Origin of the sequence: Paenibacillus sp. HGF5, from assembly GCF_000204455.1 — a bacterium.
In the GTDB taxonomy this organism is placed as follows: Bacteria; Bacillota; Bacilli; order Paenibacillales; family Paenibacillaceae; genus Paenibacillus_AQ; species Paenibacillus_AQ lautus_A.
Genome location: NZ_AEXS01000119.1, coordinates 105,128 through 129,102, shown reverse-complemented (window position 1 = coordinate 129,102; position 23,975 = coordinate 105,128). Strand labels below are relative to the sequence as shown.

The 23,975-nt window shown below is 48.1% G+C and carries 19 protein-coding genes; 14 read left to right on the top strand and 5 right to left on the bottom strand.

What is annotated here, in order from left to right; translation table 11 throughout:
• Positions 1 to 367 precede the first annotated feature (367 nt).
• On the top strand, positions 368 to 2,080 hold the full coding sequence (gene ilvB, locus HMPREF9412_RS18895) for a biosynthetic-type acetolactate synthase large subunit (protein ID WP_036672728.1): 1,713 nt from the start codon (positions 368 to 370) through the stop codon (positions 2,078 to 2,080).
• Between the two features lie 142 nt (positions 2,081 to 2,222).
• Here ilvB and HMPREF9412_RS18890 read toward each other — a convergent pair whose 3' ends face one another.
• Complete coding sequence (locus tag HMPREF9412_RS18890; protein WP_009593252.1) at positions 2,223 to 2,861, bottom strand: TetR/AcrR family transcriptional regulator; 639 nt, start codon at positions 2,859 to 2,861, stop codon at positions 2,223 to 2,225.
• 182 nt (positions 2,862 to 3,043) lie between these two features.
• Between HMPREF9412_RS18890 and HMPREF9412_RS18885 the strand changes: the two genes are divergently transcribed.
• From HMPREF9412_RS18885 to HMPREF9412_RS18875, 3 genes are all read left to right on the top strand, one after another.
• The gene (locus HMPREF9412_RS18885) at positions 3,044 to 3,802 is read left to right on the top strand and encodes an SDR family oxidoreductase (RefSeq protein ID WP_009593248.1); all 759 of its coding nucleotides are present in this window, start codon (positions 3,044 to 3,046) and stop codon (positions 3,800 to 3,802) included.
• A 178-nt stretch (positions 3,803 to 3,980) separates the two neighbouring features.
• Positions 3,981 to 4,931, top strand: coding sequence for an NADP-dependent oxidoreductase (locus tag HMPREF9412_RS18880; protein ID WP_009593278.1), 951 nt, complete (start codon positions 3,981 to 3,983; stop codon positions 4,929 to 4,931).
• Between the two features lie 44 nt (positions 4,932 to 4,975).
• Positions 4,976 to 5,845: an SDR family NAD(P)-dependent oxidoreductase gene (locus HMPREF9412_RS18875; protein WP_009593284.1), complete on the top strand. Its 870-nt coding sequence runs from the start codon at positions 4,976 to 4,978 to the stop codon at positions 5,843 to 5,845.
• Positions 5,846 to 6,242: 397 nt separating this feature from the next.
• Here the strand turns inward: HMPREF9412_RS18875 and HMPREF9412_RS18870 are convergent, their stop codons facing one another.
• Positions 6,243 to 6,869: a TetR/AcrR family transcriptional regulator gene (locus HMPREF9412_RS18870; protein WP_009593242.1), complete on the bottom strand. Its 627-nt coding sequence runs from the start codon at positions 6,867 to 6,869 to the stop codon at positions 6,243 to 6,245.
• 46 nt (positions 6,870 to 6,915) lie between these two features.
• Here HMPREF9412_RS18870 and HMPREF9412_RS32135 point away from each other — a divergent pair, with 46 nt between their 5' ends.
• Positions 6,916 to 7,290 carry a winged helix-turn-helix transcriptional regulator gene (locus HMPREF9412_RS32135; protein WP_254664072.1) on the top strand — a complete coding sequence of 125 codons (375 nt, stop codon included), beginning with the start codon at positions 6,916 to 6,918 and terminating at the stop codon, positions 7,288 to 7,290.
• Between the two features lie 112 nt (positions 7,291 to 7,402).
• On the opposite strand, the gene HMPREF9412_RS18865 is transcribed toward HMPREF9412_RS32135, so the two are convergent.
• Together HMPREF9412_RS18865 and HMPREF9412_RS18860 are read right to left on the bottom strand one after the other, a co-directional pair.
• Positions 7,403 to 8,623, bottom strand: coding sequence for an MFS transporter (locus HMPREF9412_RS18865; RefSeq protein ID WP_009593213.1), 1,221 nt, complete (start codon positions 8,621 to 8,623; stop codon positions 7,403 to 7,405).
• A gap of 50 nt (positions 8,624 to 8,673) precedes the next feature.
• A complete protein-coding gene (locus tag HMPREF9412_RS18860; RefSeq protein WP_009593249.1) occupies positions 8,674 to 10,098 on the bottom strand; it encodes a hypothetical protein in 1,425 nt (474 codons plus the stop codon).
• Between the two features lie 1,000 nt (positions 10,099 to 11,098).
• Here HMPREF9412_RS18860 and HMPREF9412_RS18855 point away from each other — a divergent pair.
• From HMPREF9412_RS18855 to HMPREF9412_RS18810, 9 genes are all read left to right on the top strand, one after another.
• Complete coding sequence (locus HMPREF9412_RS18855) at positions 11,099 to 12,250, top strand: GntR family transcriptional regulator (protein ID WP_009593227.1); 1,152 nt, start codon at positions 11,099 to 11,101, stop codon at positions 12,248 to 12,250.
• 39 nt (positions 12,251 to 12,289) lie between these two features.
• Entirely contained in the window at positions 12,290 to 13,108 is an 819-nt protein-coding gene (locus tag HMPREF9412_RS18850; protein ID WP_009593210.1) for an MBL fold metallo-hydrolase, read from the top strand.
• A 41-nt stretch (positions 13,109 to 13,149) separates the two neighbouring features.
• Entirely contained in the window at positions 13,150 to 14,253 is a 1,104-nt protein-coding gene (locus HMPREF9412_RS18845; RefSeq protein ID WP_036672716.1) for an extracellular solute-binding protein, read from the top strand.
• Between the two features lie 2 nt (positions 14,254 to 14,255).
• Positions 14,256 to 15,284, top strand: coding sequence for an ABC transporter ATP-binding protein (locus HMPREF9412_RS18840; protein ID WP_009593289.1), 1,029 nt, complete (start codon positions 14,256 to 14,258; stop codon positions 15,282 to 15,284).
• Positions 15,281 to 16,990: an ABC transporter permease gene (locus HMPREF9412_RS18835; protein ID WP_009593290.1), complete on the top strand. Its 1,710-nt coding sequence runs from the start codon at positions 15,281 to 15,283 to the stop codon at positions 16,988 to 16,990. Before HMPREF9412_RS18840 ends, HMPREF9412_RS18835 begins: the two co-directional genes overlap by 4 nt.
• Positions 16,991 to 17,262: 272 nt before the next feature.
• Positions 17,263 to 18,759 (top strand): spore germination protein, encoded by a 1,497-nt coding sequence (locus HMPREF9412_RS18825; protein ID WP_009593295.1) that lies wholly within the window; start codon positions 17,263 to 17,265, stop codon positions 18,757 to 18,759.
• A 3-nt stretch (positions 18,760 to 18,762) separates the two neighbouring features.
• Positions 18,763 to 19,857 (top strand): GerAB/ArcD/ProY family transporter, encoded by a 1,095-nt coding sequence (locus tag HMPREF9412_RS18820; protein WP_009593271.1) that lies wholly within the window; start codon positions 18,763 to 18,765, stop codon positions 19,855 to 19,857.
• Positions 19,854 to 20,981 carry a Ger(x)C family spore germination protein gene (locus HMPREF9412_RS18815; protein ID WP_009593245.1) on the top strand — a complete coding sequence of 376 codons (1,128 nt, stop codon included), beginning with the start codon at positions 19,854 to 19,856 and terminating at the stop codon, positions 20,979 to 20,981. The genes HMPREF9412_RS18820 and HMPREF9412_RS18815 overlap by 4 nt, the downstream gene beginning before the upstream one ends.
• A 278-nt stretch (positions 20,982 to 21,259) precedes the next feature.
• Complete coding sequence (locus HMPREF9412_RS18810; protein ID WP_036672712.1) at positions 21,260 to 22,720, top strand: DUF1565 domain-containing protein; 1,461 nt, start codon at positions 21,260 to 21,262, stop codon at positions 22,718 to 22,720.
• 148 nt (positions 22,721 to 22,868) lie between these two features.
• On the opposite strand, the gene HMPREF9412_RS18805 is transcribed toward HMPREF9412_RS18810, so the two are convergent.
• Positions 22,869 to 23,954, bottom strand: coding sequence for a substrate-binding domain-containing protein (locus tag HMPREF9412_RS18805; RefSeq protein WP_009593237.1), 1,086 nt, complete (start codon positions 23,952 to 23,954; stop codon positions 22,869 to 22,871).
• Between the last annotated feature and the right edge of the window lie 21 nt (positions 23,955 to 23,975).

Here is a 23,975-nt window from a genome sequence, read left to right as displayed (position 1 = left end):
TTTAATACCAACAGGCGATGAAGAGAAAGCCGGCAAGGGCGGTTATGCCCAGAGAGCAGAGGAAACGCTGAAACCTTTGCCTTAACCCTTTGTATGGTGTCGTCTCGGAGCTGTTAACCGAAAGCGCGGCTGGTCTCTTTCCGTACCCGCAAGTAGGCTTAACCGAAATGGTGCTCGTTAACGCGCCGCAGGTAAGGCATCGGCCTTACCTCATGAGGCTGCATTCGCGAGGGTAGCAGCGAACTTGGGTGGTACCGCGAAAAAATCCCCTTTCGTCCCTGTATGAGCTGACCGCTGTCAGTTTGCTCAGGAGGAGAGGGGGTTTTATTTTGCAAAGGAGGCTGCCCAAGTGGAACAGAAATTAGGAATGAAGAATGAAACAACGACGCCATCAGAGGAATATATCACCGGTTCGGAGGTGCTTTTGCGCGGCTTGCTGCAGGAAGGCGTAGAGTGCGTATTCGGTTATCCTGGAGGAAATGTGCTCTATATCTATGACGCGATGGTACATCAGCCGGATTTCAAGCATATCTTGACCCGGCACGAACAAGGCGCGATCCACGCGGCGGACGGCTATGCTAGGTCGACGGGGAAGGTTGGGGTATGCATCGCGACATCCGGTCCAGGAGCAACAAATCTGGTGACCGGGATTGCAACCGCCTATATGGATTCGGTGCCGCTGGTGATCATAACCGGGAACGTATCTACGAATGTCATGGGCACGGATGCTTTTCAGGAAGCGGACATTATTAGCATCACGATGCCGATTACGAAGCACAGCTACATGGTTCGCGATGTACACGACCTTCCTCGCATCATTCATGAAGCGTTCTACATTGCAAATACGGGCCGCAAAGGTCCTGTCTTGATCGATATTCCAAAAGACGTGACCAATCAGCGGATGGCATATCGTTCAGCGGACACGGTTCGGTTGCGCGGATACCATGGAGCTCCGGAACCGAATCCGGCAGAAATGGATGCGCTGCTTCAGGCGATTGCCGAAGCGCGCAAGCCGGTTATTATCGCAGGCGGCGGCGTTGTCTATTCGAACTCCTCGCAGGAGCTGATCAAGTTCGTCCACACTACGCGAATTCCGGTCGCGACGACTCTGCTCGGCCTCGGCGGGTTTCCGAGCGATGACGAGATGTGGCTGGGCATGCTCGGACATCATGGCGTATATGCGGCGAACATGGCGGTACAGAATGCGGATCTCATTATTTCGATCGGCTCGCGTTTCGATGACCGGGTCACGATGAAGCTGGACGGGTTTGCGCCTCAGGCCAAACGTATCGCCCATATCGATATCGATCCTGCGGAAATCGGCAAGAACGTCAAGACAGATCTCGCATGCATCGGCGATATTAAAAACGTGCTGGCTTATGCGAACACGAAAGCGCAAGCAGCCCAGACGGGCACCTGGCATGAGCAGCTTCAAGAGTATAAGGTGCAGCATCCGCTTCGGTATACCGATTCGGATACAGTCATTAAGCCGCAATATGTGCTCGAGATGATTAGCGAGACGACGCAAGGAGAGGCAATCATCACCACCGATGTAGGCCAGCACCAAATGTGGACCGCACAGTTTTACCGCTTCAAGCATCCTCGCTCGCTCATCACGTCGGGCGGTCTTGGCACGATGGGCTTTGGCTTCCCGGCCGCGATCGGCGCTAAAGTCGGAAATCCAGATCGTCTCGTCGTCTCGATCAACGGCGACGGGGGCATGCAGATGTGCGCGCAGGAGATGGCGATCTGCGCGATTCATCAGATTCCGGTCAAGATCGTGGTCTTGAACAACCAGGTGCTCGGCATGGTTAAGCAGCAGCAGGAATTGATGTACGAGCGACGCTACAGCCAGATTGATCTGTCCGGCAGTCCGGACTTCGTCAAGCTAGCGGAAGCATACGGGATCAAGGGATTAAGGGCAACGAACAAGGATGAAGCCTCCAAGGTCTGGTTAGAAGCGCTGCAGACGACAGGACCTGTGCTCGTCGAGTTCGTCATCCCGACCAATGAGAATGTGTACCCAATGGTGCTTGCCGGCACGCCGCTGGACCAAATGATTCTAGGGTACGACGAATAATTGCGCTGAACGGGTAACATTAACGTTGAATGAAAAAGCGAAAGCCTAGGACATTATTTTCTCGTCCATGGCTGTCGCTTTTTCGATTTCAAGGGGTCAACTAACGCTTTATTTACGCCGGAATCGAATATGGATGCTTCACTTACGAAATGGCTTGCAAAATATGAACGATCTTCCTTTCCATATCGGAGTCGTCAATCATCTTCAGATATTCAGATTTGAGCAATTGATACTGCTTCATGTAGTAGAAATCCATAATCGCTTGTTTCACAGTGATATCATACTGAATCGAAAATGACGGCTCGATAAAGCGTCGCAGAACAGCGTCATCTTGAACCATAAACAACACGGCATTCAATCTGTTGAAAATCTGTTGCTCCATACCGGATTCAAAAAAAGTTTGTAAGCTTTTATTCCGATTCTGTAGGGCAACGGACAGATTCTCAAAATGCTGTGGATAAAATTCCTTCAGATCTTGCAAGAACAAATCAGAGATATACGCGGCACACATTAAAGATTGTAAAAATGTTAATTGAAAACGATCCAAAAAAGAGAGGGAATCGTCTTTCACAACGGTGTCAGCCTTCTTCGAATAATCAATGTAATAATCCACGACTTGTTCGATGATGTCGTCTTTGGAGGAGAAATGCTTATAAAGTGTCACTTTGCTGATATCCATATATTTTGCGAGATCGTCGACTTTCAGTTGGCTGAATTTTGTTTTTCTTATAATGGGTTTTATTTTTTCCACATAGGTATCTACACTCACAGCTTTTCTCACGGATAAGTACCTCCCTTTGATGCCTATAAAACACATTATAACAAATTTGCTGACTTTTATGTATGAAATTAATTAAATGAACTAATTTAATTAATTTTGTTTACTTATTAAATTTACTGATGTATAATCGCTCCTGTACCTAATCATCCGATTACGGATTATACAAAGGGAGGACGATTTAAATGGAATCATTCAGTAAGGGCAAATTTTCTGGAAAAAAGGTCGTGATCACGGGAGGCAGCAGCGGAATCGGCCTTGCGACGGCGAAGCTGCTAGTGGATGAAGGCGCACACGTTCTGATTACTGGACGTACTCAGGCGACGCTGGATGCGGCTCGTGAACAACTCGGAAGCCACGCGATCGCGGTTTTAAGCGATGCCGCCTCATTGAAGGATATCGCCGCATTAGCCGATCGAGTGGAGGCTGAATTTGGAACCGTAGATGCCCTGTTCGTTAACGCTGGTGTCACGGGGTTTGTCCCTTTCGAAGCAATGACAGAAGAAAAGTACGACGAGATACTTACAATCAATGCCAAAGGACCGTACTTTACCGTGCAGAAACTCGCTCCGCTGCTTGGTTCAGGTAGCGGGGTAGTCCTTACCACCTCAATCGTGAACGTAGTGGGTCTCCCAATGCTCAGTGCTTACGCAGCTAGTAAGGCGGCGCTGCGCTCCATGACTCGAGGTCTGGCGCGCGAATTATTACCTCGAAATATTCGCGTCAACGCAGTCAGTCCCGGCGTTATTGACACAGGCATCATGGAAAAGGCAATGCCGGAAGAAGCTGCCGAGCAGACAAAGGCACAGATGAGACAGCAGATTCCAATGCTGCGTTTAGGCGATCCAGTTGAGGTAGCCAAGGCTGTTGCATTTCTAGCATTTGAGGCCACCTATACCACCGGGGCTGAGTTCCCTGTCGATGGAGGCGGCTCCCAGATTTAAGCTCCTCAGTTCGAGCACACCTGACTATTAAAGCGAGGACAGGGGGGATAGGTTCCCCTCATGACCCCCTTGCCTTCTAGTGAACTTTATAGTTTAGGATTTCTTTGTTTTCCTTGGAAGACCGTTCGAAATCACAGAGAACGCGATTTTATCAGAGCAAAATGGAGGGGAGATCACAATGGAGACTACCATGCGGACCATCCGATTCCACGAATACGGAGAACCAACGGATGTCTTATGCTTGGATGAGGTGGCGATCCCAGAGCCAGGGCCGGGACGCATTCGCGTGAGAGTACGCGCTTGCGGCTTAAATCCGGTTGACTGGGTGACGTGCCAAGGCCATTTTGTCGGTCAATTGCCCTTGCCTCGCGGAATCGGGCTGGACGTGGCCGGTATTGTAGACGCAATCGGAGAGGGCGTAACCGATGTTGCCATCGGCGATTCCGTTCTGGGTGGGGCAGATTTCATGAATGGATCGAGCGCCGGTGCGTCGGATCAAGCGATTATGTACTACTGGTTCCGCATGCCGGCCGGACTCGACTTTGTTCAAGCTGCAGCGTTGCCAATGGCAGTCGAAACCGCTTACCGTGGCATTGATACTCTTGGGGTGAAATCGGGTCAGACCGTCCTCGTGCACGGAGCCGGCACCACGGTAGGGTTCGCCGCCGTTCAAATTGCCCTCATGCGCGGTGCCCGTGTGATCGCAACCGCTGGGCCCACCTACGCCGACAAGCTCCGCTCCATGGGGGCGTTGGTGACCTCGTACGGTGATGGAATGGTCGAACGAGTGACCGAACTGGCGAAACAGCCGGTTGACCTCGCCCTGGATACGGCGCCAAACAGCGGTTCATTGAAAGATCTGGTCGAAATCGTCAACGGGCATCCCCAGCATGTCCTAACCGTCAGCGATTTCGCCGCAGCCGCTGAACTTGGCGTTCGCACGAGCTATGGAGAACTACATACCGCACGTTATGACGTTGTCGGCGACTTTGCCGGGTACGCAGCGGACGGCAAGTTCACGATTCCGGTCGCGAAGACTTTCGAACTCGATGAATGGCGTTCAGCTGTTCAAATCAGCCAGAGCGGGGGTGCCCACGGCAAACTGATTCTCCTGCCCGACTCCGACTGATAAACACATAAACCAATGAAATTCTGAATGAAGGAGGACATGCATTGAGTAAGAACCAACGAGAACATATTGCACTGATTACAGGCGCAAGTAACGGGATCGGATTGGCGTTGACCCGGAAAATGCTGTCGGAGAACTGGCAGGTGGTTGCTTTGAACCGGTCGGATTTTCCAGCGGACGATAGATTCCTCCAAAAACATCTCAAGGACGGACGGCTCCGGGCCTATAAAGTGAAGGATCTCACCGATTATGGCAGCTTGAGGCACGCTTTGGAAGAAATCAAAGGCAAGGAACAGCGGATCGATATTTTGTTTAACAACGCCGGAGGAGGCTTAAGTGAGCTGCGCTATTCCAAACAAGGCCGCGAATTGCATTATGAATTGTTGACGGTCGTTCCTTTTATTGTTCTGATGGAATTGAAGGAGCTGTTGAAGAACGGCAGCTTAAAAACCGTGATTAACACTTCCTCGCAGGTGTTTAGATTTACGAAGGAGTTTACGATCGAAAAATTGGAGCATCCCAAAAACTTCCGCAAAATGTATGGACCCTATGCGACTTCAAAGCTGGCTCTTTCGTTGTGGACCCAAGCCGTCGCACCGCAGCTTGGAAAGGAAGGCATTAAGATCCGCAGCGTTGACCCAGGCATTAACAATACGCTAAGAAAAGGAAAAGATTCCGGACTGACCGCAGGGTTTGAACTGTTTATGAAGTTTTTTTCCTCTCCGCCTACTCATGGAGCCAACCTATTATATGAGGGAGCTCTGGGCAAAAACAGCAATGAGACCGGCGTGTTTCTGTTCAAAGATCGGATTGCGGACTTGAAATTTACAGAACATGCGCAGCGTGTGCTGGAAAAAATCTCCGATATATATAGCCTTGAATATCTTGGAGGGAATGTTCAAGTTAATGGCTGAGTTCCAGAAGTGCAAAGCGCCGGTTGGGCTGGAACGGCCGTTAACCTGCTTGCCAAGGGAGATGAAAGCAATTTCTACCTGACTGTGAGTCAAAAAATATACTCACTTCGATTTAAACCAAATTTGTATTAAAGCAAATAAGGTAATATTACAGCTGAGCAGATCCAGGATTATTTCCTGACATTTGCTCGGTTTTTTTTGTTTTAGGGGATAAGGGAAAGGGAAGGGGAATGAGGATTTCTTCTCGAGTCTTATCTCAGAGGCTATCTCAGCCTTTGTTCCGTGATAAAAAAGGATTATGCTGTTCCTTCAACAAAGTAATAACGACGACCAAACTAAAAAACAATAAATTGAATATGGGCATCGATGCCACTTATTGAGTAATTTGTATGCTCAATCAATCCTCCCTAATATCGTGTTCAACAGATAACGAATCCCATACGCTCATCAAATGAGTTATGGCAGCTGCAATTTCCTCATATGGAACACCGTCTCGGGCTTGTGTAGAAATCCCTCGTAAGAAGGTTTCAAATAACGTAATCACCATGGAGATATCCGTGGATCCTGGCAACTCCCCGTTGGTTATGGCTCGTTCTATACAATCTTTGATCCACCCCCGGACTCTCTTTCTTTCCTTTGACAGAAGGTCTTGGATATGTTGTTGCTCAGGAGAACAGTTAACTGTGGACAAAACCAACAGACAACCTAAAGGGTGAGTGTTCTCTGTCTGGAACCGAGCTGCTTCTAGCAATCCCATTTCCATGGCTGCTCTCGACGTTATGTTTGTATTTTTGAAAGTTTCCGAAGCATGTCCATACATCGATATGTAGCGATCAATCACTTCACGGAACAGTTCTTCTTTTGACTTAAACGCTGCGTAGAAACTTGCAGATGATATATCTCCCATTGCGGCCTTTAACTGAGCCAGTGAAGTGGATTCAAAGCCATATTCCCAGAAAAGAATCATGGCGGCGGCAACCGCCTCGTCACGATTAAATGTACGTGGACGTCCTGTTCGCGGCATAAGATGACCTCCTTTATTAATTTTATACTAATCGATCCAGAAATTCTTGACAAGAATTGAGCTGTTTGAAGATAATATATGGAATGAATGGTCTGTAATTATTGTACTCGGCTTAATCAGTGGGAAATGGAAGATATCCATTTTAAACCGCTTAGCAAAAGGTCCAGTACGGTACAATGAGCTGCGACGGGAACTTCCTGAAGCAACCCAACGCATGGTTACGATGCAGCTAAGAATGCTAGAAAGCGACGGACTTATTATTCGCAAGGTTTATCCAGCTTCACCGCCAAAAGTGGAATATTGCTTGTCTCGGCTAGGCGAACAACTGGCCCCTATGCTCACGATGTTATGCGATTTTGGAACCGACTATATCGAAAGCTTTCCCGATGAAGTATTGTACACAAATCACAAGAATGCATAAAAAAGCTACAATCTGTCCATTTAACATTAATCTTGCCTTGATCGGGCTGCTCTTGTCACTCGAAAAGCAGGAGGTACTTTTCCCAATTACCTCCTGCTTTTATATGTCTTAATTATATATTTCCTTGGTATTGCTCATGCAGTGCATTATTCTCTTTAGTCGTACTGACAGTTCCTTGCTTCAAACGATAGTTGACCCATGCCAACACTGCCGCGAGTACGGCCACAATCCCACCAGACCAGGAAAGATCAATAAGCTTCATGTTCGTAGTGATAATTCCACCTAAAGCGGATCCGATCGCAATGCCAACATTGTTGGCGACGGAGGTTAAGGATGAAGCCAAATCTCTTGCCTCCGGAACATGCTCATCGGCATAATCAATGAAGTACAACTGCATCGTCGAGTTCATAAGATAAACAACGAGAGCCATGAATGAGATGCTGACCAGTCCCCCAACAAGAGAGCCGGAAGTAAAATAAAGTGACACCAAGATGACGGCTTGAGCCAGAAGCACATAGCGAATTTTTCTCATCCCGTCGCCGACAGCCAGCTTTCCTCCGATTAGCGTGCTGAAAATAGACACAACACCATACAGTAAAAAGATGAGACTAATATAACGGGCCGGAACAAAAAGCACATCCTGAAGCAAAGGAGCTAAATACGTATAGATGCTATAAGTAGCTGCTATGCTTAACATCATAATGGCAAAAGCAAGCACAATTCTGGGGTAAGCGAGCAATCTGAGTTGTTTTGTGAGTGAACTGTGTTTTCCCTTTAGTCCTCTAGGAATGGTTGCGATGCTTGCTATCAAAGAAATGATTCCTAACACTGTGGTAAACCAGTAGGCCAAATGCCACCCGCCCCATTGCCCGATAAAAGTGCCAAGGGGTACGCCAAGGACGCTCGCCACAGTGAAACCAGTAAAGATGATAGAGATCACCGGCCCTCTTTTTTCTGGAGGCATGACTTCACTTGCCACTGACATCGCGAGTGCAATCAAGACGCCGGTAACCACGGCCGTGATTATTCTGGACACCAGAAGCAGGCCATATGATCCTGATAAAGCCGTAACGATATTCCCCACAATAAATATACTGAGCAAGACAAGGATGAGCGGGAATTTGGAAAATCGGCTGAATAATGCTGTGAAGACCGGGGTCCCTATAGCAAAGGTAAGCGCAAAAGCCGTCACCAGAAAGCCTGCAGTCGATATGGCGATTTTCATATCTGTGGCAATTTCAGATAATAATCCGACCATCAAAAATTCACTGGTCCCTAGAATAAAGGTCAATAAAAATAAATTCATTGTCAAAAACTTTTGTTGTCTGGTCAAAATAGGTTCTCCCTTTCTATCCAAAATGTCGGCGGATTTCATTTCACGACTTACAGCACTAGAAATTGCGTACCGAAGCCTTTGCCGGAAACATAAGCCGCTTCCAGTTCCTCCTGATCTCCTTTATCCAATAAAACTACATTTTCGGGATAGAGTTTACCTAGTAAAGCCCGTAGGACAAGTTCATTTTTGCCAGTCGGAATGAAATGGATGCCATCTACATTGGTGACTAATCCGGAGTGCGAGAGAATGTCTTCAGCAGGGTGCCAGTGGAGGTATTCGCGCTTTATAAATTCGCTCCCAGCATTGCTGTTTATCTGTGGCCGATATAAAAAGCGCTGCCCCCTAAAAAGCTGACCAAGATCTACTGCAAACTCGCTGCCTTTCATCTCGATACTGAACTGTAGAGTCGTTCGATCTGTAATTGTATTTGGCAGCAACCTGGCAATCGATGGTTCATCGTAATCCTCCCCATACTCAGGAAGCAATTTATCGTCTGCCGGTGTTCCTTTTCCTGCCTCCGTACGGGGCGCGGAATAATAATCTTCATATTCATAATCGAAGGAGACCGCAGTCAAACCTTCTCCATCAACTACCTGTATCGTTTGTACTGGATGCCATCTCAGGAGATAGCGGGATGCCGTACGGGCAGACTCACCCAAACCAGCCGGCAAAACGGTACCTAAACGATATTGGAAGCCGTAACCGGCCTTTTCGAGCCCTGAGCTAACCACACTTTGTGCATATTGGATGATCGATTTATGTGTCAATTTTTTCTTGAACAGTTGCGTTAAGAATACTTCTCGGGATGGCTCCAGAAAGCGCAATCCTTTGAATTCTCTATATTCCTTGACCTCAAAGGGAACCTCTTCCCAATTAGCAAATGGCAACAAGGCATCCCGAAGTAAAACGAATTGGTGTAAGTATTCATTATAAATCTGCATAATCCTTGGTCCGCCGAATGGTCCCCAAACCTGAGCAGTGGCTTCCGGGGTCAGCGGATGACCATAACAGTGGCTTCGAAATTCCAGTTCACTAAGCGTTTCTTTCCCATACTCAGCCAATGTCTTTTTCTCAGCATTGATTTCTCTGGACCAGCTTACCAATTGTTCTCCGATGCGTACCGCTTGAGCTCTAATCTCTGTACCGGCATGATCTTCAAGTTCCAATGATTTTAAGGGCAAAGAAGACAGGTTTCCGGAAATCGCCAGATTGGCTAGCAGGCTATCTAAGAGTACTGTCGGATCGCTGTTTACTGGTTTGCCCAGCTGAACCAGCATGGCCTCAAGCATTTTATCGAGTTCGATAACAATTTCTTTGGCTCGATATACGCCTGCAGGCAAATTCCAATCCATGTTCGAGTTTTCGCCCTGTCTGATGGAATTGACTGGTTTGTTATCAATGAACTGTTCAATATCTATGGTTTCTCCCCAAACGATTTTCTTCTCTTTCAAAATAAGTTGATATTCCTTCATTTCTTAGCACCTCACCTATGATTTTTTAACGACCGTGTGTCGCTCAATTAATTGTGGATCGATCGTTCTGTATGTAAGGTTATCACCCTGACTAATTGGTGAAAAGTACGCACTTTTTTGTGTGAACGGAACATTTTTGTGGGGTAGGATACATTTTGATACTTAGAGGATGGGTCATATAGCCTTTTGAAGGCAGCCGGAGAACGTGATCATGACCCTATTGCTCATTCTGCAGCGGTTTAACCCCATACTGTGTGCGCCTATCGTAAAATGCGGGAAGATCAGGAGCTGTCATGCGAAGCCGCAGTCATTTCGCATATCGATACCGAAGAGGTAAAGGAATAGGGGTATACGATCATAAAACTGTTGGATCGAAGTGCGAGTCGTCCCAGCCGGTTTTTGACCACTGCGAATTTTTCGCCGGAACATTCTGAGTTGAAGAGGAGAATGATCAGATTGCCAAGTTTAACAAGCAGTCCCTTAAATGGTCAGCAGTTGGACTGGTCTTGTTTTTGCTATTACTCGCCGTTTCATTGACCAATGCCAAGGCAGTAGATGTAAACCCTGACCTGGTAAAAGAAATCAACAGGAATCAATTCATGCACCTGGGCATGTTGTCAATAAATCACGGCCTACATTTCCATCGCTGGCAGCGATGAGGTCAGGGGTTCGATCCCCTCAGGCTCCATACGAAGAAAAACCCTAGAGAAATCAAGGCTTTTTGTTTTTTATCGGAAATTGTGACCGGGCGGAATTTACCCGGCCACAATAACCCAAAGCGTCCCACAAGTCTTTTTTCAAGGCTTGCGGGACGCTTTTCTTCTGTTCCAGAATAAATCACTGATATGGAATATTTGATTCAGGTGAGCGGCTTTACGATTTAACATAGAATTTACGAGACTTTTACATAGATATCATTGAATATGTCAGTGACATAAATTAACTTCAAATTAGATCCCTTGTGGATACGAGTCGACTCAACGATTAGAGGGATAATTTGATGAAAGATGCACGTTTGATGAAACAGAATCAATTATATCACCGGGTGGCTGATCAGGTAATCGAGATTATTCAGAGTCGTCGGCTGCGGCCGCATGATCCTGTTCCATCCGAAGGAGAGCTTGCCAAGTTATTCGGCGTAAGTCGGATGACGAGCAAGCTGGCGCTTCAAAAGCTGGCAGAGCAGGGACTGGTGTACCGCCTGCCCCGCAGAGGGACCTTCCTTGCCCAGCCGCAAGATGGATTGCTGGCCGATGGAGGAACTTCACCCCAGGTCACCGAGGCGGCGCCGAACGTAGAGAGGCCGTTCGGACAGATCGCACTCATTATGCCTCATCTATCCGATTACACTTCCAGAATCATCGCCGCCGCCGAGGCTGAAGTGCGAAAGCACGGGTGCGACCTCATTTTAAAAATGACGAAGGACCGCGACGATGAGGATCTTTGTCTGGAAAGGCTGGCCGAAGGAGGGATCACCGGCATCATTCTGTTTCCTCAGGGGCGGAAGACCTGCAGCGATCAGGTGCTGCGACTAAAGCTTTGCAAACTGCCGCTGGTGATTATCGATCGTATTTTCCATGAAGTGGAGATCGATTGCGTGTATCACGACCATTATATGGGCTCTTATCAAATGACCAAGTATTTGATCGAGAAGGGGCACCGGGAGGTCGGATACACTTCGAACCCGATCGACAATATCACAAGCCGGAAGGAACGGTATCAAGGCTATATCCAAGCGCTGCTCGATCATAAAATTCCGGTGAAGATCCAGAACATTCATTTTCGAAGCGTCACTTGCGATACCAGCCGCATTAATGAGCTCGATCCGGAACAGGAGCGGTTTATTCAGGATAACCCCCGGATGACGGCCATCATGTGCGGGGATGACCATGTCGCCATCTCGACCATTCACACCGCACTGCAAATGGGGATTCCGGTTCCTGAAAAGCTGTCCATCGTCGGGTTTTCCGATATCCAGTTAGCGGCATATATTCCGACACCGCTTACGACGGTTCGACAAGACACCGAGAAGCTTGCCCGATCGGCCGTTGATTTGCTGATGAAGCGCGTTGGCAACTCCAACGAGAATCCCATCACCATTAAAATTCAAACATCGATAGTAGAACGGCAATCCGTTCAGTCCTGGACGTAAAATGGATCACTACAGTTTGCATGGCAAGGAGACATGACTTTGAAAATTCACTTTCTAGGAACCGCAGCCGCAGAGGGCTTCCCCAATGCATTTTGCCGCTGCGAGCATTGCAACAAAGCGCGGGAGCTTGGGGGAAAAAATATCCGCACACGAACTTCCGCCATCCTGGACGATGTCATCAAGTTTGACTATTCCCCGGATTCCTATATGCAGGCGCTGCGGGACAATATCGATCTGGGAGCAATCGAGCACCTGTTGGTCACGCATTCGCATATGGACCATTTCAATGCCGCTGATCTGGAATGCCGCAGGGAAGGGATTGCGCACGGCCTCCAGCACCCGCTGCACATTTATGGGAATGGTACCGTGATGCACCACACGCGTGCCGCCATCGGCCGCTTTGAAGGACAAAGGTATCAATTCCATCTGTTGCGCCCGTATGAGACCTTCGCTATGGGCGATGCAACGGTAACGCCATTGTTGGCCGATCATGACCGGATGGAAACCTGTCTATTATACGTGATCGAAAAGGAAGGAAAAAAACTGCTGTACGGGCATGATTCGGGCTGGTTCCCGGATGCGACATGGGCGTGGTTAAAGGGCAAAAGCCTGGATTGCGCCATTCTCGACTGCACGCATGGATATACGGGGAACTCCCGCGACCGCAATCATATGTGCGTGGAAACGGTGCTGGAAGTCCAGCGCGAGTTCCAAAAAGAAAATATCCTGAAGCCCGAAGGCCAAATCGTCGTCACACATTTTAGCCATAATTCCAAGCTGCTACATGAGGATTTTGTCCGCATCTTCAGCCCCGCCGGAATTTTACCGGCATATGACGGGTTGATCATCAACATTTAAACCAAACAAAATGACACGATCAAAGGAGAGTTAAGGAAATCATGAGAAAACTTTCAATGGCGCTACTTCTCATTATGTGTGTGATTGTTTCGGCTTGCGGAGGCGGCAACAATGCCGGCAATGCTAACACGGGCACTTCGGAGGGGACACCGGCTCCGTCGGAATCGTCATCAAATGAACCAGCCCAGAATGAAAAGCTGATCGTGTACACCAATGCAAACTCCGACGGCCGCGGTGAATGGCTGATTGAGAAAGCGAAGGGTGCGGGCTTTGACATCGAAATTGTCGGAGCGGGCGGCGCCGACCTGACGAACCGGTTGATTGCCGAGAAGAACAACCCGATCGCGGACGTTGTATACGGCTTGAACAATATGCTTTATGAGAATTTGAAAAAGGAAGACGCTCTGGCTAAGTTTGTTCCAAGCTGGGCGGGAGATGTTGAGCAGGGCTTGAACGATCCGGAAGGCTACTATCATGGGCTTGTGAAGCAAGCGATTCTGCTTGGTTATAACCCGAACGAATTCTCGGCCGATACTGCGCCAAAGGACTGGACGGACCTTTATAAGAACGATGCTTATAAAGGGAAATACGAAGCTCCTACGCTGCTTGGACAAAATACGCCTCGCCTTGTTGTAGCGGGCATTCTGACCCGTTTCCAAGATCCGAACGGCGATCTGGGCGTATCCGAGGAGGGCTGGAATGAAATTCAGCAATTGTATGACAACGGAGTCAGCGCAGTCGAGGGCGAAGACTTCTATGCCAATTTGGCCAGTAGTAAAACGCCGCTAGGAGCGCTCGTCTCCGGAACCCTGCAGCAGAAGGAAGAGCAATATAGCGTGAAAGCAGGCATTGTCAGCCCGGAAATCGGCGTACCAATGGTCGTGGAGCATGCGGCGATCGTAAACGGAACGAAGAAGCAGGCAACGGCGGAGCGGTTCGTGGAATGGCTCGGATCCAGCGAAGTCCAAGGGGAATTTGCGGCTGAGTTCAATGCCATGCCGGCAAATACGAAAGCGGTCGAGCAAGCCAATGAGTCTGTCAAGGAGCTGTTTACTTCGTTAAAACCTCAAGATTTCGATTGGGCCTTTATTGCCGAAAACATGGATCTGTGGGCGGAGAAAATCGAATTGGAGATTATGCAATAAATATGATTACATTCCAGAACGTTGACATTAAATTCGGAGAATTTCATGCGGTCAAAAACCTTAATTTGCATATTCGGGAAGGGGAATTCTTCACGTTCCTCGGTCCCTCCGGTTGTGGGAAGACGACGACCCTCCGCAGTCTGGTCGGGTTTATTATGCCTACGAGCGGACAGATCCTGCTGAAAGACGCCGACATTACCCGTTTGCCGATCGAAAAAAGAGAGATCGGGATGGTATTTCAAAGCTATGCATTGTTTCCAACGATGAATGTGTATGAGAATATCGCTTTCGGCTTGCGAGTCAAGAAGTTTTCCAAGGCGGAAGTGGACCAGAAGGTAAAGGACATTGCCCGGAAGGTTGATTTGAAAGATGATCAGCTGTTCAAGAAGGTATCGGAGCTATCCGGAGGACAGCAGCAACGCGTCGCGATTGCCAGGGCGCTGGTTTTGAAGCCGAGCATCTTGGTATTGGACGAACCTTTATCCAACTTGGACGCCAAGCTGCGGGTGCAGCTGCGCAACGAGCTGAAACAACTGCAGAAGAAATTCGGGATCACAACGATTTATGTCACGCACGACCAGGAAGAAGCATTAACGCTGTCCGACCGGATTGGAGTATTCAATCATGGGGTCCTGGAGCAAGTGGGAACGCCCTTGGAAGTTTACAATCAATCGCAAACGGAGTTTGTATGCAATTTCATAGGAGATATTAATCGGATCGATCCGCGGATGGTGGAGAACAGCCGGTTGAACGATGTTGTTCAGCCAGGGAATATCGCCTATATCCGCAATGAAAAGGTAAGCCTGCTGCCCCTGCAGGGGATCGATACGGTCGAACTGAAAGGCAAGATCGCGGACCGGGAGTTTTACGGTTTATACAGCAAGTACGTATTGGAGATTGCCGGCGGCGGACGGCTAAAGACCATCGAAATCGAAAGCCGGCTCGTCCATCATGAGGTCGGCGACGATGTGGACATCTACCTCCCGGTCCGCGATATTTTGCAATACCCGATGAAGGAGGGGGAAGCATGAATGCCCGGAACCTGAGCGCCCGGCTGGCTTCCGTAAACCCTGTTTCGATCCTTTTATACGGGTTGATTGCCTGGTTTGTCATTGCCTTCCTGATTTATCCGAACTTGAATATTTACGGCGAAATTTTCTTTAAGGACGGCAAATTTACGCTCGAAGCGGCAGAGAAGCTGTTTTCTTCCGAGCGCGCGATGAGAAGTTTATATAACAGCTTTATTCTCGCCTTTTCCCTTGTCGTTACGGTAAATGTGGTGGGTATAACGCTGGTTTTGATTTCGGAATATTTCGATATCAAAGGCGCGAGATTTTTGCGGCTGGGTTATTTTACGACCTTGATTTACAGCGGAGTCGTGCTGGTGTCCGGCTATAAATTCGTTTATGGCGAAGAAGGGTTTATGACCAAGCTCCTGGCTCAATGGTTCCCTTCTTTTAATACGACATGGTTTCATGGCTACTGGGCGGTTTTATTCGTCATGACGTTCGCATGCACGTCGAACCACTTCCTGTTCCTGAGCAATGCGATTCGCAAAATCGACTTCCAAACGGTGGAAGCCGCGAGAAATATGGGGGCGTCTACTTGGTATATCTTAAGGCGGGTCGTACTTCCGGTCCTGAAGCCTACGATCTATGCGTTGACGATCCTGACTTTTCTCACTGGCCTGGCTGCGACGTCCGCGCCGCTTATTCTCGGGGGGAAGGAATTCCAGACGATTACGCCGATGATTCTGACGTTCTCGAAAAGCATGACGTCAAGAGATTTGGCTGCACTGCTGGCGCTTATTCTCGGAGTAGCCACGCTGGTGTTGTTGACCGTGATGATCCGGTTCGAACGAAAAGGCAACTTCATGTCGGTCTCCAAAGTCAAATCGGAGCTGGTCAAACAAAAAATCCGCAGCAAATCCGGTAACATAGCCGCTCATATTCTGGCTTACAGCCTGTTTGTCCTCTACATCGTTCCGGTTGTGCTGATCATCATCTTTTCGTTCACCGATGCGGCAAGTATCTCTACCGCCACGTTGAATTTAAACAGCTTCACGTTGGATAATTACATTCAAGTGTTTTCATCCATGTCGGCATTCAAGCCTTATCTTGTGAGTATTCTATATGCCGCGGCAGCCTCGGTCATTGTCGTCGCATTGGCGCTGGCCGCGTCAAGGATATTGCATAAATATAAGAACAAGTGGGCGCTTGCCCTGGAATACGCATTGCTGATTCCGTGGATTCTGCCGTCGACGCTGATTGCGATCGGACTGATCGTGACCTTTAACACGCCGAAGCTGATGATCGGGAATACGGTGTTGGTTGGCACGATCTGGATGCTTCTGATTGCCTATGTCATCATCCATATTCCTTTCACCCTGCGAATGGTCAAGGCCTCCTTCTTCAGCTTGGACAGCAATCTGGAAGATGCTGCAAGGAATTTGGGTGCTAAACCGTTCTATACGTTCAGAAAAGTATTGCTGCCGATCATTCTACCGTCGACGCTAGCTGTGCTTGCCTTGAATTTCAACGGAATTTTGGCCGATTATGACGTTACCGTGTTCCTCTATCATCCTTTGTACCAGCCGTTAGGAATCGTCATCAAGAACAGCACGGATGCGCAGGCGCTCGCGGATACCAAAGCGTTGACCTTGGTTTATTCGGTGATACTGATGATCATGTCGTCCATTACGTTATATTTCGTTTATGGAAGAAACAGCAGATCTTGAAGGCACGAGGCTACGTGCCGCATAGGTTTTCATTCCCTGAACACGGGCTTTTGGTGAAGAATTCAAACACAAAGAAAAACTTAAGGCGGACCTGGATGACTTTTGTCCAATCCGCCTTTTTGATTTGACTCCAAGCGATGCCTAATTGCTTAATCCTGGCCAAGTTCGAAGTATACCCGTATCGTAACGGGTTATGAACCTGGCGGGAATGCATAACCGTGTCCAAAATCAACATAATAAGGAAAAACATCCAGTGAGGAAGGGAGCCTAACATGATGAAGGAACATTCTGCCAACCATGAGCAAGAGGAACAAATTACTCCGTGTCTAACCGAGTCCATAGGCAGAATCCAAGACATGTTCACGGATACTCCCGACCTGATCGTACGAAAACTAACCATTAAACAAACCGGGGAAAAAGCGGCAATCGTGTATATGGAGGAATTGACCGATAAGACATGCCTCAATCACGATATTCTTGCTCCGCTTCAGCTTGAGTCCGGGAACCCGTCCGATGACTTTATTACAAATGTAGGATATGTTAAGCCTGAATCCTTATGGACTAAACTGAGGCTGAGCCTTATGCTCGGTAACAGCGTGTTGTTCATCGAAGGTCGCGGCGTCGCGTATATACTGGACACCAAAGGACTGCCTACACGCGCGATCGAAGATCCGCAGCAGGAGCCCTCACTCAAAGGGGCGCATCAAGGATTCATTGAAATCGGCTCACAAAATATTGCCATGATCCGTCGTTATATCCCAGACAAGGAGTTGAAGTTAAGGCGCTACATCGTTGGAAGAAGGGGACAAACGGCGGTTACGTTAATTTATTTGGAAGATGTCGCTCAACCGGAAATTATTAAGGTATTCGAGGAACGCATTCAATCCATCGATGTCGATGCCATTATTAATACCGGTGAGCTAGCCGAATTCATTGAAGACCAGCCTCTTGCGCTGCTTCCGCAGATCCTGACGACCGAAAGGCCGGATACGGCCGCATCACATATTTTGCAAGGACGCTGCGTCGTTGTTGTGGACGGTTCGCCCAGTGTTTTGGTGGCGCCTGCAACTTTTATGTCTTTTTTTCAGACGGTGGATGATTACAGCTCTCGTTGGTCCATATCGTCGTTCCTTCGAATTTTGCGAATCTTTGCATTTTTTATCGCTATTTTTTTACCTGGTTTTTTCATTTCGGTCATCTCTTATCACTTTGAAATCATCCCCATGAAACTGCTGCTAACACTTGGCGAATCACGGGGGCAAGTTCCGTTTCCCCCATTCGTGGAAGCGATCATTATGGAAATCACGCTTGAGATGCTGAGGGAAGCGGGGGTTCGGCTTCCTGCGCCTATTGGGCAGACGGTGGGGATCGTCGGCGGTATCGTGATCGGACAGGCTGTGGTGCAAGCAGGACTGATCAGCAATGTCATGGTGATCGTAGTTGCTTTCACGGCTATCTCTTCTTTCATTATTCCTAATCAAGATATGTTGGCTGCCGTCCGTCTCATGCGATTCATGATCATGGTTCTTGCGACTTGGTTCGGCTTCATTGGCCTGATTGTGGGCATGATGACGATCATGGGGAGACTCATCACGCTTAACTCGCTTAATACCTCCTACAGTACGCCGATTGCTCCGTTTAAAGCTGCAGACTGGAAGGACACCCTTCTGCGCCTTCCGCTATGGCTGATGAGCAACCGTCCCACAAGTACAAGAGCAATACAAGCAAAACGGCAAGGAAGGACCCGAGGCTGGAAGGAGAAACAATAACAGATGAAGACCATTCGTCAGGTATCCATGCTTCAATTTACGCTGATGGTTTCGGCTTTTCAAATCAGCGTTGCATTTTTATCCCTTCCTAGAGAACTGGCCAGACAAGCGGGAACGGATGGTTGGATCGCGATTTTTTTTGGCTGGGGAATGGCAACATTGGCATCCGTAGCGCTCGTTAAGGTGATGAAAAATAGTCCAGACGGTTCGATACTAGAGTTGATACAGCGGTATATGGGAGTCTGGGCAGCTAAAATAGCTGCTTTCATATTTATGGCCTATTATTTGTTACTGGCTTATGACGGTTTTATGATTGCTTCACTTGTTATCAAGCTTTGGTTATTGCCCAGCACGTATATCTATGTTCTAGTGCTGCTGCTGCTCATTCCTACGTTTCAAATTGCGCAGCATGGGTTCCAAGCAATCGGCAGATATAGCGAAATCGTGGCGCTTATCTCCATATGGATTCCATTCGTTTATTTAACTACACTGCGCCATGCCCGCTGGCTTTATTTGCTGCCTGTCTTAAAAGAGGGCTGGTTTCCGGTGCTTTCAACCGTAAAAATCATGTTCTACCCGATGCTGGGTATCGGGCTCGCGTTCTTTATTTACCCTCATCTCGTTAAAAAAGAAAAAGCTTTGACGGCCATGGTGATTTCGAACACGCTCACCTGCCTGGTTTACCTGGGAATCACCCTTGTGTGTTATGTGTACTTCAGTCCTGATGAAATCGGCGAATTCAATGAACCGGTCATCAGCATCATGAAGTCGATCGAACTTCGGTTTATTGAGCGGATAGAAGTTCCCTTTATTGCATTCTATTTGTTTGTGTTCTCTTGCATATGGATCCCTTCCATGCATCTTGTCTCCATGAACTCGGCATGGCTATTGGGGAAAGACAAAGAAAGAGGTCACCTAGCCGTTTGGTGTTTCGCAGTTGCGGTTAGTTTTTTCATCTATAGGCCAAGCTTTATCGATGTCGCTCGAGTTAATAACTTCCTAAACCTCACGGGTTTTGTGATGGAATTTGCTTTGCCTGTATGCCTTCTTATGTATGTGGCCATGACCAAAAAGGTAAGAGGGGGGAGACGCTCATGAGATGGGTTAAACCATTCTCTGCTGCGGTTATGGGCTGCATGCTGCTGCTTGCCCTGATAGGCTGCAGTAATGACAAAACCAATCTTGAAGATGCAACCGTACCTTTAGCCCTCGGTCTGGATGTCAAAGACGGGAAGCTTCGTTATTATTTGTCCGCGCCGGTATTTAGCAGAGATATTAAGAAGAAAAGCCGTGAGGGGGAAGGAATAGCAGAAGGTTTAAGACAGGCAAGAAACCAGGAAGACGCCCAGTTTCCAGGAGCGGTTGCCGGCCGTAATTTTCAGGTGATCGTTGTGGGGAAGAAGCTGCTTCAATATAAGGATTGGTTTAAAGTGCTCGATGTTACGTTCCGCGACCCACGCAATACGACTACCAACCGCATCATTGCTTATGACGGTCCCGTTGCCGATGTCATTAATTTTCAAGCAATGGATCAGCCAACAACCTCCGTGTTTTTAAGAGCGCTGATCGATTCGGGAAGCAGGAGGTCAACAACGGTAAAGACGACGGCTCAAGAGATGCATAGACAATTTCATGACCGTGCAATAACCCCTGCTATCTCGGAGATCATGATCGAGAATGGAAAGATTTTGCTCAAGGGCACGACGCTGCTATCTCAAGAAGGACAGTACCGGGATTCCCTTAGCTATCAAGAAACTTCGCTTCTGCAAATTTTAAAAAAAGAAGCTAAACCAGGAGTCAGCCTCACTTTTCCTGTTGAGGGGGTGCGGGAACGATTGCCTTTTAACACCGATTTGGTGAGTTTTAGCATAGGGGACATCTCGGTGAAGGTTAAGTCTTCCCATGAAGATGGCAGGTTCCATTACTACATTAAGATAAACTCGTTTATCAGCATTACGGAAAAGTTTCTTGAATATGAGCTTCTGGAGAATTCCGAGGAAATGGCGAGTAATTTAAGCAAGGAAATGAAGAAAAGCATCGAGAAGCTCATCGATAAATTTCAGAAGCACAAAATTGACCCGGTAGGATTCGGCCTGTATGCAAGAGCATATCATTATCCGTTATACAAGGCCGCCCAGGATAACTGGGGCGAAGAGCTTGCCCGAGCTCAATTTCACGTAGAGGTTGACCTTCGGATCGGCGCGACGGGGGCTGTGGAGTAAACGATGGAGTTATGTAAGCAATAACAAGAAGGAGTAGGACGCAGTAGGAACATATGGTGTACCCTCACTCATATAAAAGAGACGAACTATAAAAGGCTGGTATGATCAGAATCGCTGATCATGCTAGTCTTTTTCCCTTTTCCTTTAGATTCGATCTGGCAGGCTCCTTAAATAAAAAGCCGCTCAACAATCGCACTCACGGAGGACAAGAATGAGCTCGTGCTGGCCGTAATACCCCGGGCTTGATAAAATACTACTAACTATTCGGTTTAAAGGATGTGGGTATCATTCGCAAAAAAAATATCTCGATTATTCTGGGTGCCAGTTTCCTCATTCTGTTGTTGGTAAGTACAGCTTACTTCATTGCTAGGATATTTCCTAGTGATGCAATTAATTCTGTCACCGAACAATCGGAAACTGATTCAATAGGGATCATGACTATGGGAGCAACGGGTGAAGCATCGGCAGGGGAATATTATGTCTCGCCGCAAGGTAAAGACGCTAATCCGGGGACGATGAATGCCCCGCTAGCCAGCATCCAGAAAGCAATCGAATTAGTCAAGCCGGGCGGTTCCGTCATCCTTCTTGAAGGAGTATATCACCAAACGGTGAGCATCGAAAAATCAGGATCGTCAGACCAGGGCTACATATCATTGCGCAGTGCAAAGGGACATATGGCAGTCATGGACGGCAAAGGCGTTCAACCCGTTGAAAATGGCGTCATCCATATTGACAATGCCAGCTATGTACGCGTGGAAGGGGTAGAAATACGCCATTACGATACAAGTTCCGCTGATGTCACTCCCATCGGCATTCATGTGAGCGGCAGCGGCAGAAATATTGAAATCATAGGGAACCGCGTTCACGATATGGGGACCCATGCGGGTCAGAAGGCAGGCGGCGGCAATGCCCATGGCATTGCTGTTTACGGCAACTCGGCAGCTCCGCTCAAGCAGATTGCTATAATCCAAAATGAGCTGTACAACCTGAAGCTGGGAGCCAGCGAGGCCATGGCGATTAATGGAAACGTAGACGGTTTTCGTGTTACGAAGAACCACGTCCACCATAACAACAATATCGGCGTCGACATCATAGGGTTTGAAGGTACCGGACCGAACCCCGTTTTAGATCAGGCGCGAAACGGTGTTATTCAGGGAAATCAGGTATACAGCAATTCCTCTCATGGCAATCCCGCATATGGAAACGACTATTCCGCCGCTGGTATCTATGTTGACGGTGGCAAAGATATCAAAATCATCGATAACGACATTCACGGCAATGATTTTGGAATTGAATTGGCAAGTGAGCATGCCGGAGGTTCAACTTCAAATGTAGAGGTGACACTTAACCGCATTTATAACAATAGCGCGGCAGGCATCACGCTTGGCGGCTATGACGAAGATCGCGGAAGGACGGAAAATTGTATCATTAAAGAGAATGAGTTCACTGAAAACAACACCAAGCATCTTGGTTACGGTGAAATCAATTTGGCCTTCGATACAAGGAACAATGAAATGCGCTATAACTCCATCAAAGCGAATGAGGATGGGCTAATGATCACCAACGAGTTCACCCAAAATGAAGGGAACATAGTGGACTTTAATCACTACAGCAGCAAAAATCAATCGCTTTGGATCTGGAAAGGCGAAGAATATGATGACTTCAGCGCTTATCGGACACAGACAGGGAATGATTTGCATTCGGATTTGAACTTAGAGAGGATTACTTCTTCGTTATAGGGTACATGCAGTATGTTAAGGCCTAGGCAAGTAAACGACGGTGTCGTATCCGTCAGCGCGCCGAATAGTACAAGCAGATAGGCAGCATTATGAAAAGGCAGTGGATTCCAGAGCACAATCCGGAATCCATTGTCTTTTTGGCGTTGCTCTAACCTTGGAACGGCTTGATCGTGTCGCGTATGATCAAGCTTGTAGGCAACATGACTTTCTTATTGCCGTAAGATGAGCCCTCGGTAATTTCGAACAGCAGTTTGGCACTTTCATAGCCGAGGACGTCGAAATATTGCTTCACGGTGCTCAAGGCCACCTTGGCGAACTTGGAGCTCTCGAAATCGTCAAAGCCCATGAGGGATAGTTGTTCGGGTATGCGTATGTCAAGTGTGGTGAGCTGTTCGATTATCTCCAGGGCCCGCTTGTCGTTCGCGCAGAACAGCGCGGTCAGCCCACCATTTTGGATAAGGCTCACAAGTGCAGCATAGTCTAGTTCCTTATCCAGGAACAAGAGCGAATCGGGTATCGGAATGGACGCATTCGACATGGCGTTGCAATAACCGTTATATCGGTCAACCTCCGGGCTTAGATGATAGTCGTAAGCGGCGAATCCGATTCGCCGATGTCCCTGCTGGATCAAGTATTCTACTGCTTCATAAGCACCGTCATGATTGTTACAGGTGACAACGTTCACCGGATAGCCCGAAGGGGAACGATCCAACATAACGAACGGAATCGATTTTTTTCGAATCTCTCCGAGATAGCCCTTTGCAGCTTCGGGATCGGAGGAATAGATGAGTAAGCCTCTTAGCTCCGTTTGAATGAGTCCCAGAATGAGCTCGCGTTCCTGTTCGAAGTCGTTCTCCACGAATTCGATGATGAGCTTGCAGCCATGCTGGCCTAGAAATGATTGAATGCCTCTCATGATCTGCATATACGAACTGTCGTACAGATCGACGCCGGAGATGACGAAGGCCACCAGATTGGAGGTGGAGGTCTTCTCCGAGGCGTCGGCTTGGCTGGCGACAAAGCTTCCTTTACCTCGGACGCGGTAGATCACGCCCTCGTTCACCAGCTCGGACAGCGCTTTACGCACCGTGATGGAGCTGACATCCAGCAGCTTGGAGAACTCCGACTCGCTAGGAATCCGATCGTCTTTCGTAAATTCCCGATTCTCGATCTGGGATAAGACATAGTCTTTTACCATCTGGTACTTTGGCAGAGCCAAGTCCTTCTTGTTCAAGTAAGTTCACCTCGTATAAAC

Bases quoted from the DNA above. Each gene is read 5' to 3' on its own strand.
- ilvB (WP_036672728.1), top strand. From the start codon at position 368: ATGAAGAATGAAACAACGACGCCATCAGAGGAATATATCACCGGTTCG.
- HMPREF9412_RS18885 (WP_009593248.1), top strand. From the start codon at position 3,044: ATGGAATCATTCAGTAAGGGCAAATTTTCTGGAAAAAAGGTCGTGATC.
- HMPREF9412_RS18880 (WP_009593278.1), top strand. From the start codon at position 3,981: ATGGAGACTACCATGCGGACCATCCGATTCCACGAATACGGAGAACCA.
- HMPREF9412_RS18870 (WP_009593242.1), bottom strand. From the start codon at position 6,869: ATGCCGCGAACAGGACGTCCACGTACATTTAATCGTGACGAGGCGGTT.
- HMPREF9412_RS18860 (WP_009593249.1), bottom strand. From the start codon at position 10,098: ATGAAGGAATATCAACTTATTTTGAAAGAGAAGAAAATCGTTTGGGGA.
- HMPREF9412_RS18855 (WP_009593227.1), top strand. From the start codon at position 11,099: ATGAAAGATGCACGTTTGATGAAACAGAATCAATTATATCACCGGGTG.
- HMPREF9412_RS18845 (WP_036672716.1), top strand. From the start codon at position 13,150: ATGAGAAAACTTTCAATGGCGCTACTTCTCATTATGTGTGTGATTGTT.
- HMPREF9412_RS18840 (WP_009593289.1), top strand. From the start codon at position 14,256: ATGATTACATTCCAGAACGTTGACATTAAATTCGGAGAATTTCATGCG.
- HMPREF9412_RS18835 (WP_009593290.1), top strand. From the start codon at position 15,281: ATGAATGCCCGGAACCTGAGCGCCCGGCTGGCTTCCGTAAACCCTGTT.
- HMPREF9412_RS18825 (WP_009593295.1), top strand. From the start codon at position 17,263: ATGATGAAGGAACATTCTGCCAACCATGAGCAAGAGGAACAAATTACT.
- HMPREF9412_RS18820 (WP_009593271.1), top strand. From the start codon at position 18,763: ATGAAGACCATTCGTCAGGTATCCATGCTTCAATTTACGCTGATGGTT.
- HMPREF9412_RS18815 (WP_009593245.1), top strand. From the start codon at position 19,854: ATGAGATGGGTTAAACCATTCTCTGCTGCGGTTATGGGCTGCATGCTG.